Source organism: Brevundimonas sp. AAP58 (assembly GCF_001295975.1).
Classification (GTDB): Bacteria; Pseudomonadota; Alphaproteobacteria; order Caulobacterales; family Caulobacteraceae; genus Brevundimonas.
This window is the reverse complement of the sequence record NZ_LJHU01000042.1, coordinates 1-13,874: the sequence shown is the minus strand read 5'-3', so window position 1 is coordinate 13,874 and position 13,874 is coordinate 1. Positions and strand designations below refer to the sequence as shown.

Genomic DNA, 13,874 nt, shown 5'->3' with positions numbered 1-13,874 from the left:
GGATCAGTGGCTTGAAAGGATCAAGCCGCCAGGATCACTCCTTGCCGGCTTTCTCACGCAGGGCCGCGCCCAGGATGTCGCCCAGCGACGCCCCGGAGTCCGACGAGCCGAACTGCTCGATGGCCTCCTGCTCGTCCTTCATCTCCAGCGCCTTGATCGACACCGAGATGCGGCGCGTGGCCTTGTCCACGGTGGTGATCATGGCGTCGACGCGGTCGCCGACCGAGAAGCGCTCGGTGCGCTGCTCGTTGCGGTCGCGCGACAGGTCCGACTTGCGGATGAAGCTGGTGACCGGGGCGGTGTCGTCGCCGAACTTGACCTCGACGCCGCCGGTCTCGATGGCGGTGACCGTCACAGTGACGATCTGGCCCTTCTTGTAGGTGTCGCCCTCACCGATCGGATCGCCGCCCAGCTGCTTGATGCCCAGCGAGACGCGCTCCTTCTCGACGTCGACGTCCAGCACCTTGGCCTTGACCATCTCGCCCTTGCGATAGCGCTGGATGGCCTCTTCACCCGAGACGTTCCAGTCCAGGTCCGACAGGTGCACCATGCCGTCGATGTCGTTGTCGAGCCCGATGAACAGGCCGAACTCCGTGGCGTTCTTGACCTCGCCCTCGACGGTCGAGCCGATCGGATGGGCGGCCACGAAGGCGTCCCACGGATTGTCCTGGGCCTGCTTGAGGCCCAGCGAGATGCGGCGCTTGGAGGCGTCGACGTCCAGCACGACCACGTCCACTTCCTGCGAGGTGGAGACGATCTTGCCCGGATGGACGTTCTTCTTGGTCCAGGACATTTCCGAGACGTGGACCAGGCCCTCGACCCCGGCTTCCAGCTCAACGAAGGCGCCGTAGTCGGTGATGTTGGTGATGCGGCCCGTGTACTTGGCGCCTGGCGGGTACTTGGCTTCGACGCCGTCCCACGGATCGCTTTGCAGCTGCTTCATGCCCAGGCTGATGCGCTGGGTGTCCGGGTTGATCTTGACGATCTGGACCTTGACGGTGTCGCCGACGGCCAGGACCTGCGACGGGTGCGACACGCGCTTCCAGCTCATGTCGGTGACGTGCAGCAGGCCGTCGATGCCGCCCAGATCCACGAAGGCGCCGTAGTCGGTGATGTTCTTGACCACGCCGTCGCGGACTTCGCCTTCCTGCAGCTGGCCGACCAGTTCGGTGCGCTGCTCGGCGCGGGCCTCTTCCAGGATGGCGCGGCGCGAGACGACGATGTTGCCGCGGGGGCGGTCCATCTTCAGGATGGCGAAGGGCTGTTCCTTGCCCATCAGCGGGCCGACGTCGCGGACCGGACGGATGTCCACCTGCGAGCCGGGCAGGAAGGCCGAGGCACCGCCCAGATCGACGGTGAAGCCGCCCTTCACGCGGCCCACGATCACGCCGTTGACCGGCTGGCCGTCGGCGAACACGACTTCCAGACGGGTCCAGGCTTCCTCGCGGCGGGCCTTGTCGCGGCTGATGACCGCTTCGCCCAGGGCGTTCTCGACGCGCTCCAGATAGACCTCGACGTCATCGCCGACCTTGGGGATCACGGCGCCTTCGCCGATGCCGAACTCGCGGGCCGGGATGCGGCCTTCGGTCTTCAGACCGACGTCGATGATGATGATGTCCTTCTCGACGCCGACCACGCGGCCGTGGACGACCTGGCCTTCGCCAAGGTCGCGGCCGCCGAGGCTCTGGTCGAGAAGCGCGGCGAAATCGTCGCGCGAGGGGGAAAGGGTGTCGGTCATGAAACTCTGGGGTTGGAGGAAAGGCTGAAGGCGCACGACCGTTCGGCCCTGCGCGAGGTTGAGATGGCTTTGGGTAGACAGGCCGAGGCGAGGCGGATGAGCCAGAACGCCCGCGGAAGCCGAGGTTGGGTGCGTTGGATTGGCTCTTATCGAGCGCGCGCCGCCTCGACGATACGGCGGGCCGCATCGAAGGCGGCCTCTATATCCATCTCGGTGGTGTCGAGCAAGACCGCGTCCGGTGCCTGGACCATGGGCGCGGCCCCCCGTCCGGCGTCGCGTTCGTCGCGGCGCAGGATGTCGGCCAGCATGGCCTCATAGGTGATGACGTCGCCGCGCTCGTTCAGCTGCTTCCAGCGGCGCCGGGCGCGGACCTCCGGCGAAGCCGTGACGAACAGCTTGGCCGGGGCATCCGGCGCGATCACCGTGCCGATGTCCCTCCCGTCCAGTACCGCCCCGCCCGGCTGGCGCGCGAAGGCCTGTTGCAGCTCTAGCAGCGCGGCCCGGACGCCCGGTATGCCCGCCACACGGCTGGCCGCCTCGCCCGCATCGCCCGTCGTCAGGGCCGCATCGTCCGTCAGCCGGTCCGGCGTCAGCGCGCGCGCGGCCTCTTCCGCCGCGAGCGCATCCGACAGATCCCGCCCGCCGCTCAGCAGATCGACCCCAACCGCTCGATAGAGCAGGCCGGTATCCAGGAACGGCAGGCCGTAGTGCGCCGCCAACCGCGACGCGATCGTCCCCTTACCCGAGGCGGCCGGGCCGTCGACGGCGATGACGAGGGAGCGATCGGTCATTCGACGCTTCCTCCCAGCCCACGCATCATCTCGACAAACCCCGGAAAACTCGTCGCGATCATCTCCGGCTCGTCCACTATCACCTCGCCTTGCGCCGCCAGCCCGAGCACCAGATGGCTCATGGCGATGCGGTGGTCGTGCGCGGTGTGCACCGTCGCCCCGCCTGGCACGGGGCCGCTCGAGACGATGAAGCCTTCCGGCTCTTCTTCCACCACCACCCCGCAGGCGCGCAGGCCATCGACCATCAGGCGGATGCGATCGCTTTCCTTGACACGCATCTCGCCGACGCCGCGCATCACCGTCTGCCCCTGGGCGAAGGCGGCCGTGGCGGCCAGGATCGGATATTCGTCGATCATGGAGGCCGCGCGGCTCTCGGGCACGACCACGCCATTCAACGCCGAATGCCGCGCGGTGATGTCGCCAACCACCTCGCCGCCGGAAACGCGGCGGTTCGAGATCGTCAGGTCGCCCCCCATCTCGCGCCAGGTGTCGAATAGGCCGGTGCGCAGCGGGTTCAGCATCACTCCTTCGACCGTCACCTCCGACCCCGGAACGATCAGCCCGGCCGCCAGCGGAAAGGCCGCCGAGGAGGGGTCGCCGGGCACCGCGACCGGCGTGCTTGTAAGCGGCTGCCGGCCCTTCAGCCGGATGACCCAGCCCTCGCCCCGCTCTTCGACGTCCACATCGGCCCCGAACGCTGTCAGCATCCGCTCGGTATGGTCGCGACTCTTCTCAGGCTCGGTGATGGAGGTCACTCCTTCGGCGTTCAGGCCCGCCAGCAGGATCGCCGACTTCACCTGGGCCGAGGCCACGGTCTGCACGTGGTCGATCGCGCTCAGTCGCCCGCCGGTCACAGTCGCGGGCAGCAGGCCCTTGGCCCCGCTCCACTGGAACCGCGCCCCCATCCGTTCCAGATGATCGGTCACCCGCCCCATCGGCCGTTTCCGCAAGGAGGCGTCGCCGTCGAACGTTGCTGTCAGATCATATCCCGCCGCCGCCCCCATCAGCAGCCGCACGCCGGTCCCCGCGTTGCCGCAGTCGATCACGCCCGCCGGCGACGTCAGGCCGCCTCGCCCGGTGACCCGCCAGCGCCCTTGGCCCAAGCGCTCTACCGTCGCGCCGAACGCCTCGGCCGCCCGCGCGGTGGCCAGAACGTCGTCGCCTTCCAGCAGGCCCTCGACCTCGGTGACACCCGTCGCCATCGCCCCCAGGATCATCGCCCGGTGCGACATCGACTTGTCGCCCGGCGCGCGCACGACGCCCTTCAAGCCGGAGGACGGACGCGCGGTCAGATGGAGGGCGTGGCTCACCCGCTCGGGCTCCGGATGGATAGAGGGACGGCGGCGCTCGGGGCCAAGCCGGATCGGGGTTTTGACAGCGGCCCCAAGGGGTGGCAAGGGACGCGCCCGAATTCTCCCGCCCCCCATTATAAGGCATCGCCCCGTGGCTGATCCCAAACTCGGCGCCAAGCAGGTCTGCCCGAACTGCCAGGCCAAGTTCTACGACCTCAACAAGCGCCCCGCCCACTGCCCCAAGTGCGCCACCGAGTTCGACCCTGAAGAGGCCATCAAGCTGCGCAACCGTCGCGGCCGTCCGGGCGGCTACGCCGCCGACGAGGCCGAGGATCAGGTCGCCGACAAGTCGACGGACGGCGACGAGGAAGAAGAAGAGACCGTCACCCCCGAGATCGACGAGGAGGGCCATGAGCCGATCCTGACGCCCGACGACGACGACGAGGCGCCGGTCGATCCGACCGAGGAGCCCGGCATGGGCGAGGCGGGCGACGATGACGACGACGTCCTCGCCGACGACGACGACGATTCCGTGCCCTTCCTCGAGGACGAGGACGACGACGCCTTCGACGAGGACGTGGTCAAGCCGGGCAAGGACGACGACTGATCGCGACCCGGTTTCGGAGCGGGTTTCACGCCCGCTCCGGCGGCCCTCGCGGGGGTCGAAAATAAATCCCTGCGGCGGGCTTGATCAGCAAAATCGCCTGACATAGGTTCCGCGGCCTCGCCGGGGGACGGTTTTCCGCCCGGCGATCCGACCGAAAGGTTCGGGGCTATAGCTCAGTTGGTAGAGCGCTTGAATGGCATTCAAGAGGTCAGCGGTTCGACTCCGCTTAGCTCCACCATTTCCCGAAACGTGATCTGATCCCCGGGACTTGGACCGCGCCTTTGGCGCGCGTGATGTTCGCGCTTTTGTTACAGACAAGTAATGTTTCGGCCTTTGACGGACGGCTCCTGAGGCCCTTGTAATCCCCCGCGTTATGCGTCGGCCCGACGCGACAGGGGAGGCTTTTCATGTTTCGAGGTTCCTTGCGAAGCGCCAGCCTCGCGGTGGTCGCCTGCGCGCTCGCGTTGTCGGCCTGCGCGACGACGGACGGCGGCTCCAGCGGCGGCGACGCAGAGACCCCCCGGCGCGAGGCGCGCGCCCTGCCAGCGGGACTCGATTACGCCGCCAATCCCGATCCCTTCCCCTCGACCTATGAGCCCCTGCCCCGGGACAATATGGCGATCGTCGGCGCGACGATCTTCACCGGCACGGACCAGAGGATCGAGAACGGCGTCGTCGTCATCACTGACGGCCGCATCACCGCGATCGGCGGAGCCAACACCCCAGTGCCCGGCGGCCACCGCGTCGTCGATGCGCGCGGCCGGTTCGTGACCCCCGGCATCATCGACGTGCACAGCCACCTCGGCGTCTATCCCTCGCCCGGCGTGACCGGCATGAGCGATGGCAATGAGGCGACCAGCCCCAACACCGCCCAGGTCTGGGCCGAACACTCCATCTGGCCCCAGGACCCCGGCTTCAACACCGCCCGCGCGGGCGGCGTGACCACCCTCCAGATCCTGCCCGGTTCGGCCAACCTGTTCGGCGGGCGCTCGGTGACGGTCCGAAACGTCCCGTCCATCACCATGCAGGGGATGAAGTTCCCGGGTGCCCCCTATGGCGTGAAGATGGCCTGCGGCGAGAACCCGTCTCGTGTCTATGGCAACCGCAACCAGAGCCCGGCGACCGGCATGGGCAACGTGGCCGGCTATCGCGCAGCCTTCATCGCGGCCCAGGACTATCGCGATAAATGGGACCGCTGGCGCGAGACCGGCGAGGGAACGCCACCGACCCGCAACCTTCAGCACGAGACCCTGGCCGGCGTGCTGGACGGCTCGATCATGGTCCAGAACCACTGCTACCGCGCCGATGAGATGGCCGTGATGATGGACATCGCCGAGGAGTTCGGCTTCCGCATCACCGCCTTTCACCACGCCATCGAGGCCTACAAGCTGGCTCCCCAGCTGGCCGAGGCCGGCATCTGCGCCGACATGTGGACCGGCTGGTGGGGCTTCAAGATGGAGGCTCTGGACGCGGTTGAGGAGAACGCCGCCCTGGTCGACGCCCAGCCCGGCTCCTGCGCCGTCATCCACTCCGACGACGCCCAGCTGACCCAGCGCCTCAATCAGGAAGTCGCCGCGGCCCTCGCCGCCGGTCGCCGCGCCGGGATGAACATCACCGAGGAACGCGCCATCAGCTGGATCACGTCGAACGCCGCCCGCTCGCTCGGCATCGCCGACGAGACCGGCTCGCTGGAGCCCGGCAAGCGCGCCGACGTGGTGATCTGGAGCGCCAATCCGTTCAGCGTCTACGCCCGCGCCGACCAGGTCTACATCGACGGGGCCCTGACCTTCGACCGCGCCGATCCGCGCTACCAGCCCCTGTCCGACTTCGAGCTCGGCCAGCCGGGTTACGGCATCGCCGCCGCCAACATCGCTCCGGGAGCCCGCTGATGCGCCGCCTCATCTCGCTCGCGGCGCTGGCCGCCGCGCTCGTCGCCACGCCAGTCCTGGCGCAAGAGCTGACCGCCATCACCGGCGGTCGCGTCCTGACGGGCACTTCCGTCATCGAGAACGGCACTGTCGTCATCCAGAACGGTCGCATCGTCTCGGTCGGCACGGGCGCGGCTCCGTCCGGCGCCCGCGTCATCGATGCGCGCGGCAGGGTGGTGACGCCGGGCCTGGTCGCCGTCGACGCCGGTCTGGGCGCCTCGGAGATTTCCTCGGTCAATGGCTCGAACGACCTGTCCAACAGCGCCAACTCCATCTCGGCCTCGTTCGACGTGTCCTACGGGCTCGATCCGTGGTCCTTCACCCTGCCGGTCGCGCGGCTGGGCGGCATCACCCGCGCGGTAGTGATCCCCAGCCACGGCGGGGGCGGAGGCGGTCATTCGCACCATGTCGACGATTCGGACTTCGCCGGTCTGGGCGCGGCGGGCCTGCAGTCGCCCGGCCTGTTCGCGGGACAGGCCTCGGTGATCCATCTGGCGTCGGGGACCGACATCCTGGTCCGTCCGCGCGTGGCCATGGCCGCGCCTTTCGGCGAGGCCGGAGCCGGCATCGCGGGCGGGGCGCGCGGGGCTCAGTTCGTCCAGTTCAAGGAGACCCTGGCCGAGGTCCGCCTCTATGCCCGCAATCGCGCCGCCTATGACCGGGCGGGCATCCGCGACCTGTCGCTGTCGCGCGCGGATCTGGAGGCTCTGATCCCCGTGGCCAACGGCTCCATGCCCCTGATCGTCACCGTGCGCCGCGCGGCCGACATCCTGCAGGTCCTGCGTCTGGCCGAGGAGGAGGGCATCGACCTGATCCTGGACGGCGCCGACGAGGGCTGGCTGGTCGCCTCGCAGATCGCGGCGGCGGGCGTGCCGGTGCTGCTGAACCCCATCGACAACCTGCCCGGCAACCTCGAGACCCGGGCGGCGCGGATGGAGAACGCGGCGGCCCTGAACGCCGCGGGTGTGGTCATCGCCATCAAGGGCAACGGCGTGCACCGGGCGCGCGAGGCGCGTTTCAATGCCGGTAACGCGGTGTCGCACGGCCTGCCGTTCGAGGCGGCAATCGCGGCGCTCACCGTCAATCCGGCCCGCATCTTCGGCATGGGCGGCCAGTTCGGCGAGCTGCGTCCGGGCGCGGCGGCCGACGTGGTGGTCTGGGACGGCGACCCGCTGGAGCCGCTGAGTTCGGTCACGGCCCAGTTCATCAACGGCCAGGAACAGGACCTGACCAGCCGCCAGATCCTGTTGCGCGACCGCTATCGCAACGGCGGGCGTCCGGCGGGCGGCATGCCGCTGGCCTACGGGAACTAGCGCCCGGTCTGGACGAGACGGCCGGGCGGTCGCAAAAGGGCCGCCTCGCCGTTTCCCGGAGCCCGCCTTGACCCAGCCCTTCCCCACCCCAACGCCGACCGACTGGCGCGCGGAGGCGGAAAAGGCGTTAAAGGGCAGGCTGCTGGAGGGGCTGGTCCACCTCGACGCCGACGGTCTGACGGTCCGGCCGCTGTATGGCCGCGCCAATGCCGTGGAGCCGGTCTTCGCGCCCCGCGCCGCTGACGCCGACGGCCGCCCCTGGGACCTGCGCACCCTGGTCGAGGGTGATGACCCCGAAGCGGTCAACGCCGCCGTCCTGACCGACCTCGAGGGCGGAGCGGCGTCGGTCATTCTGGCGGGCGCGGTCCTGTCGGATTCCGAGCCTCTGTCGCGCGCGCTGGACGGCGTGGCGATGGAGCTGGCCCCGGTCGCGCTCGAAGCCGGGATCGACGGACCGGACGCGGCCAATGCGCTCGCGGTCGCCGCCAAGGGCTCGCCGCGCGCCCAGTTGCTGTTCCACATGGACCCCGTGACCACCTTCGCCAGGGCGGGCGGCGCACCTCGACCCATCGCAGCCCACATCGAGCTGGCCGCCAACACCGCCGCGCGCCACGCCGGCGCCTATCCGCAGGCGCGCTTTTTCCTCGCCACCGGCCGCGCCTCGCACGAGGCGGGCGGGTCGCACGGCCAGGAGCTGGGTTTCGCCCTGGCCGCCGCCGCGACCTATGTCCGCGCCGCCGTGGACGCAGGCTTGCCGATCGAGCGGGCGCTGGCGGGCACGGTGCTCGGCGTCAGCGTCGATGCCGAGTATTTCGACAGCCTGGCCAAGGTCCGGGCGCTGCGGCTGATGTGGCGCTCGCTCGGCCGCGCCTTCGGGCACGAGACGCCCGCCGTCATCGAGGCGCGGTCGTCGCGGCGGATGCTCAGCAGCCGCGATCCCTGGCCCAATCTGCTGCGCCTGACCGCCGCCGGGTTCGCCGGAGCCGTCGGCGGGGCCGAGGCCGTGGTGCTGGACGGCTTCAGCCGCGCCCGGGGCTGTCCCGATGCGTTTGCCCGGCGTCAGGCGAGGAACACCCAACTGGTCCTGATGGAGGAGGCGCGTCTGGGCCGCGTCGCCGATCCGGCCGCCGGGTCCTGGTTCCTCGACCACCGCACCCGTGACCTGGCCGAGGCCGGCTGGGCCGAGTTCCAGAGGATCGAGCGCGAAGGCGGCCTGATCGCCTCGCTCCACGGTGGCGCGATCCAGCAGCGCGTGGCCCAGAGCCGGTCGACGCTCGCCAGGACCTTCGGCGAGGGCGGCACCCACCTGGTCGGCGTGACAAAATTCGTCGATGCCGATCCCCGACCGGTCTCGGTTGACGCCGATCCGCCGCCGCCCTCGCCCGGCGACGGCGACCGCTGCGCCCCCATGACCCCCGTCCGCTGGGCCGAAGCCTTCGAGGGAGAGGCGGCATGAATGTTTTCTTCCGCTCATCCCGGCGAAAGCCGGGACCCAGTGCTTTGGGAGCTCGGGCGGCGGGGCTCTGCCGCCGCCATCAATCGACGCGTGGTGCCCCACTTAAGAACTGGGTCCCGGCTTTCGCCGGGATGAGCGGAGTGTGGGGAGGGGCCGATGTCTGAACACCCCGACCTGACCCGCGCCACGCTCGACCTCTCGCCGCTGAGCGTCCCCGCCGGCCCGGCCGCCTCGACGCCCGAGGGCATCGACATCGCTCCCGCCTATGGCCCCGACGCTCTGAACGGCGTGACCCACGCCGACGGCCTGCCCGGCTTTGCGCCGTTCGTGCGCGGGCCCTATCCGACCATGTATGCGTCCAACCCCTGGACCATCCGCCAGTACGCGGGCTTCTCCACCGCCGAGGCGTCGAACGCCTTCTATCGGCGGAACCTCGCCGCCGGTCAGAAGGGGCTCTCGATCGCCTTCGACCTGGCCACCCACCGGGGCTACGATTCCGACCATCCCCGCGTGGCGGGCGACGTCGGCATGGCAGGCGTCGCGATCGACTCCATCCTGGACATGCGGACCCTGTTCGACGGCATTCCGCTGGACCAGATGTCGGTGTCCATGACCATGAACGGCGCGGTCCTGCCGGTCCTGGCCCTCTATGTCGTCGCGGCCGAGGAGCAGGGCGTGGCGCACGCGGCCCTGACCGGCACCATCCAGAACGACATCCTCAAGGAGTTCATGGTCAGGAACACCTACATCTATCCGCCTGCGCCCAGCATGCGGATCGTGTCGGACATCTTCGAGTGGACGGCAAAGGAGACGCCCAAGTTCAACTCCATCTCCATCTCGGGCTACCATATGCAGGAGGCGGGGGCGTCCGCCGATCTGGAGCTGGCCTACACCCTCGCCGACGGGCTGGAATACATCCGCGCGGGCGTGGCGGCGGGCATGGACGTGGACCGGTTCGCGCCGCGCCTGAGCTTCTTCTGGGCCGTCGGCATGGACTACTTCATGGAGGTGGCCAAGCTGCGCGCCGGCCGCCTGCTGTGGGCCGAGGCCGTGCAGGCCGAGTTCGCGCCAAAGGACCCCCGATCCCTGTCCCTTCGCGCCCACTGCCAGACCTCGGGCTGGTCGCTGGCGGCGCAGGACGTGTTCAACAACGTGAGCCGCACCATGGTCGAAGCCATGGCGGCGGCGGGCGGCCAGACCCAGTCTCTCCACACCAACTCGCTGGACGAAGCGCTCGCCCTGCCGACCGACTTCTCGGCCCGCATCGCGCGCAACACCCAGCTGCTGCTTCAGCTGGAGACCGGCCTGACCCGCGTCATCGATCCTTGGGGCGGCAGCTTCTACGTCGAGCGCCTCACGCATGATCTGGCGGAGCGCGCCCGCGCCCACATGGCCGAGGTGGCGTCGCTGGGCGGCATGGCCAGGGCTATCGAAGCCGGCCTGCCCAAGCGCCGCATCGAGGAGGCCGCCGCCCGCACCCAGGCCCGCATCGACACCGGCCAGCAGACGGTGGTGGGGGTGAACCGCTACCTGTCGGACATCCCCGACGACATCCCGGTCTTGAAGGTCGACAACGCCGAGGTCCGCGCCCGCCAGATCGAGAAGCTGCAGCGGCTCCGCGCCGAACGCGACGAAACAGCGACGCAGGCCGCCCTGTCCGCCCTGACCGAAGGCGCGCGCGGAACTGAGAACCTGCTGGAACTCTGCGTCCGCGCCGCCCGCGCCCATGCCACCGTCGGCGAGATGTCGGACGCGCTGGAAGCCGCCTTCGGCCGCCACGTCGCCACGGTCGAGACGGTGTCGGGCGTCTATGGCAAGGCGGCCGGGTCCGACGCCCGCGTGTCCAGAGCCCGCGACATGGTCGCCGCCTTCGTCGAGAACGACGGCGGGCCGCCGCGCATCCTGATCGCCAAGCTGGGCCAGGACGGGCACGACCGTGGCCAGAAGGTGGTCGCCACGGCCTATGGCGACCTCGGCTTCGACGTCACCGCCGGGCCCCTGTTCCAGACCCCGGCCGAGGCCGCCAGGGACGCGGTCGAGAAGAACGTCCACGTTGTCGGTGCCTCGTCGCTGGCGGCCGGCCACCTGACCTTCCTGCCCGAGCTGAAGGCCGAGCTGGAGCGGCTGGGGCGGCCCGACATCATGATCACCATCGGCGGCGTCATCCCGCCGGACGACGTCCAGCCCCTGATCGACATGGGCGCGGCGGCCGTCTATCCGCCCGGCTCGGTCATCGCCGAGACGGCCATCGACCTGATCGAGAAGCTGAACCAGCGGCTAGGCTACGCCCAGAAGCCCTGATGCCTCAGGGCCGGTCGCGCGCTGGCAGGGCGGCGACCTCGGCCTCGGTCAGGTGCGGCCCGACACGGGCGGGGCAGGACTGGACATCGGAGGTATAGCCGCGCGCGATCAGCCGGACCGTGTCACCCTGACAAAGGCGGCTGGACGAGCCCAGACCAGGCTCCAGACCGATCTGGAAGTTCGTTTCCAGACCCGGACAGGCAATGGCGTCCAGACGGAACACCTCATCGCCGATGGTGCGGACATAAACTCTCTGGCGGCCGTCGGAGCGGAAGCTGGTGACCTGCTGCACGAGGAAGCAGGCGCGCGGCTCCGAGGATCGCGGGATATCGGCACCGTCCACGGGCGCGCAGGCGGCGAGCGCCAGTGCAGACGCGACAAACAGGAAAGACGGACGCATGGCACTCTCCCTAAGCTCTAAGCCTTAGGGCCTAAGCGTCCTCTCGACCGAGCGGTTGCGCAAGGGCCAGCGGACGGCCGGGGTCGATCCGTCGCCCGATGCCAAACGGCAGGGGCGATGGCCGACCGAGGACAAGCGCCGCCACATGTTCGGCCAGCAGGGGCGCGAGACAGAAGCCGCGCGAGCCCAGTCCGCCCAGCACGAACAGGCCCGTCCGCCCCGGAACGGCTCCGGCCAGCGGCAGCCGGTCCCGCGTCGTCGCCCGGACGGCGGCGCGGGACTGCACCGGAGCCTTCCGTGCCCGCTCGGCGAGGTCCGGCAGCCGCCCCGCGAGCGTCGCCAGATTGCGCTCGGTGTCGCCGGCCCGGACATCCGTCGCTGTGTCGCCCCGGTCATGGGTCGCCCCGAACAGAAAGCCGTCCGCCGTCGGCGCGACATAGCCGCCCCAGGCCTGGGCCAGCGGCGGCTCAGCCTCGATCCAGTCGGCCTGTCCGCGAACAGGACTGATCGCGAGGTCGCCGAGCAGGGCCGACAGGCCCCACCCGGCGGCGATGACCACGGCGTCCACCTCGACCGATGCGCCCGAGGCCAAACGGATCGACCAGCCGGAGGGCGTCGCCGACACGCGCTTGACGCGACCCAGGATAGGATCCACGCCGTCCAGCCAGGCCTCGAGGATCGCCCTCGGATACACCGTCAGAGCCTCCGTCATGCTCAGCGAGCCATCGGTATGGGCCGTCATGGAGCCCGGTTGCCACAAGGCCTGCGCCGCCACCTTGGCGAACCGGGCGGCGTCGCGCTCCATCGCGGGGCGCTGAATCACGCCCTCGGCGACGACGGCGTTCGGGATGGCGCGATAAAGCGTCCCCGCCCGTTCCAGCGCCTGGGCGAACAGGGTTGCGACCTCTGCATCACCCAAGTCGAAGCGGGGCGTGACCAGCGCCGACGGAAAGCCCGAGGCCCCGGCCCCGACGGCATCGGCCACCACCACCGGCGTTATCCCCTGATCGCGGAAGGCGCGCGCAACCGCCGCGCCCGCGACGCCCGCGCCGAGAATGGCCACCTTGGACAGGCTTGAGACCTCGACCGGCGAACCGGCGCGACGCGCCTCCAGTCGCTCGCGCTTGCGCCCGTGGCCGGGTCGCTTGTCGACCGTGAAACCCCGCTCCGCCAGCCCGCGCCGCACGGCTCCGGCGACCGTGAAGGTCGCCAGGCGGGCATCCGGTGCCGAGCGGGCAGAGACACAGCCCAGCACGGCGTCGGACCACATGTCCGGATTGGTCGAGGGCGCGAAGCCATCGAGAAACCAGGCGTCGGCCCGTCCTTGCCATTGCGCCAGCGCCCAAGCCGCGTCGCCGACGGCGACGTCGAGCACGGCATTCAGCTCTGGCAGATCGACCCTGTGGAACCCCGGTGTCGATGAGGGCCAGCGCGAAATCAGAAGACCGACGATCGACCGGAGCTCCGGCCATCGCGACAGGGCTCGGGCAGCCTCGTCTCGGGACAGCGGATAGCCCTCGATGGAGAAGACATTCAACCGGGCACCCGGCGGCCGCATGCGGGACCAGAGATCGAGCAGGGCGACGATGTTCAGGCCCGTGCCGAAGCCCAGCTCACCGACAGTGAAATGTCGCCGTCCGTCCCAAGCCCCGGGCAGGCCGCAGCCCTCAAGGAACACCGCCCGGCTCTCGGCCAGACCGTCCTCGGCGGAGAAATAGACGTCACCGAAGCGGCCCGAGCGCGGTTCGCCCGCCTCGGTCCAGATCAGTCGGGGATCGCGCGCGTCGGTCACGGCCGGTCCTTACGCCGGGGATCGGACAAAAAAAAAGGGGCCGCCGTAGCGACCCCTTCTCCCGACGGGCATGAACCCGTCGAAGCATCAAAAGACCAAAAGGTCTTAGGCGGCCGGCGTTTCAGCGGCCGGAGCGGCCGGAGCCATGGCACCATCGGCGGCCGGGGCAGCGGCTTCGCCAGCGGCGGCAGCGGCGTCGCCAGCGGCGGCGGCGGCATCAGCAGCGGCGGCGTCGGCGGTCGCGGCAGCGTCCGTG

10 protein-coding genes and 1 tRNA gene are annotated in these 13,874 nt (G+C 69.9%); 6 read left to right on the top strand and 5 right to left on the bottom strand.

Translation table 11 applies throughout. From position 1 onward, the window contains the following. Window positions 1-34: 34 nt before the first annotated feature. The 3 genes from rpsA to aroA form a co-directional block, all read right to left on the bottom strand. The gene (gene rpsA / locus IP78_RS06095) at window positions 35-1,738 is read right to left on the bottom strand and encodes a 30S ribosomal protein S1 (protein WP_054110851.1); all 1,704 of its coding nucleotides are present in this window, start codon (window positions 1,736-1,738) and stop codon (window positions 35-37) included. Window positions 1,739-1,884: 146 nt separating this feature from the next. Continuing rightward, window positions 1,885-2,529, bottom strand: a complete 645-nt coding sequence (gene cmk, locus IP78_RS06090; RefSeq protein WP_054110811.1) for a (d)CMP kinase — start codon at window positions 2,527-2,529, stop codon at window positions 1,885-1,887. Beyond that, on the bottom strand, window positions 2,526-3,821 hold the full coding sequence (gene aroA / locus IP78_RS06085; RefSeq protein ID WP_054110850.1) for a 3-phosphoshikimate 1-carboxyvinyltransferase: 1,296 nt from the start codon (window positions 3,819-3,821) through the stop codon (window positions 2,526-2,528). Before aroA ends, cmk begins: the two co-directional genes overlap by 4 nt. 151 nt (window positions 3,822-3,972) lie before the next feature. Between aroA and IP78_RS06080 the strand changes: the two genes are divergently transcribed. The 6 genes from IP78_RS06080 to scpA all read left to right on the top strand — a co-directional run bounded on the left by IP78_RS06080 (window position 3,973) and on the right by scpA (window position 11,426). Beyond that, window positions 3,973-4,428 (top strand): TIGR02300 family protein, encoded by a 456-nt coding sequence (locus IP78_RS06080; RefSeq protein WP_029418175.1) that lies wholly within the window; start codon window positions 3,973-3,975, stop codon window positions 4,426-4,428. Window positions 4,429-4,590: 162 nt separating this feature from the next. After that, window positions 4,591-4,666: transfer RNA gene (locus IP78_RS06075), tRNA-Ala, on the top strand. A 169-nt stretch (window positions 4,667-4,835) separates the two neighbouring features. After that, window positions 4,836-6,317, top strand: a complete 1,482-nt coding sequence (locus tag IP78_RS06070; protein ID WP_054110810.1) for an amidohydrolase — start codon at window positions 4,836-4,838, stop codon at window positions 6,315-6,317. Then, complete coding sequence (locus IP78_RS06065) at window positions 6,317-7,669, top strand: amidohydrolase family protein (protein ID WP_054110809.1); 1,353 nt, start codon at window positions 6,317-6,319, stop codon at window positions 7,667-7,669. Before IP78_RS06070 ends, IP78_RS06065 begins: the two co-directional genes overlap by 1 nt. A gap of 67 nt (window positions 7,670-7,736) precedes the next feature. Beyond that, window positions 7,737-9,125 (top strand): methylmalonyl-CoA mutase family protein, encoded by a 1,389-nt coding sequence (locus tag IP78_RS06060; protein ID WP_054110808.1) that lies wholly within the window; start codon window positions 7,737-7,739, stop codon window positions 9,123-9,125. 156 nt (window positions 9,126-9,281) lie between these two features. After that, window positions 9,282-11,426 carry a methylmalonyl-CoA mutase gene (scpA, locus tag IP78_RS06055; protein ID WP_054110807.1) on the top strand — a complete coding sequence of 715 codons (2,145 nt, stop codon included), beginning with the start codon at window positions 9,282-9,284 and terminating at the stop codon, window positions 11,424-11,426. 4 nt (window positions 11,427-11,430) lie between these two features. Here scpA and IP78_RS06050 read toward each other — a convergent pair whose 3' ends face one another. After that, window positions 11,431-11,826: a DUF6491 family protein gene (locus IP78_RS06050; RefSeq protein ID WP_054110806.1), complete on the bottom strand. Its 396-nt coding sequence runs from the start codon at window positions 11,824-11,826 to the stop codon at window positions 11,431-11,433. A 31-nt stretch (window positions 11,827-11,857) separates the two neighbouring features. After that, a complete protein-coding gene (mnmD, locus tag IP78_RS06045) occupies window positions 11,858-13,618 on the bottom strand; it encodes a tRNA (5-methylaminomethyl-2-thiouridine)(34)-methyltransferase MnmD (RefSeq protein ID WP_054110805.1) in 1,761 nt (586 codons plus the stop codon). Window positions 13,619-13,874: the final 256 nt, after the last annotated feature.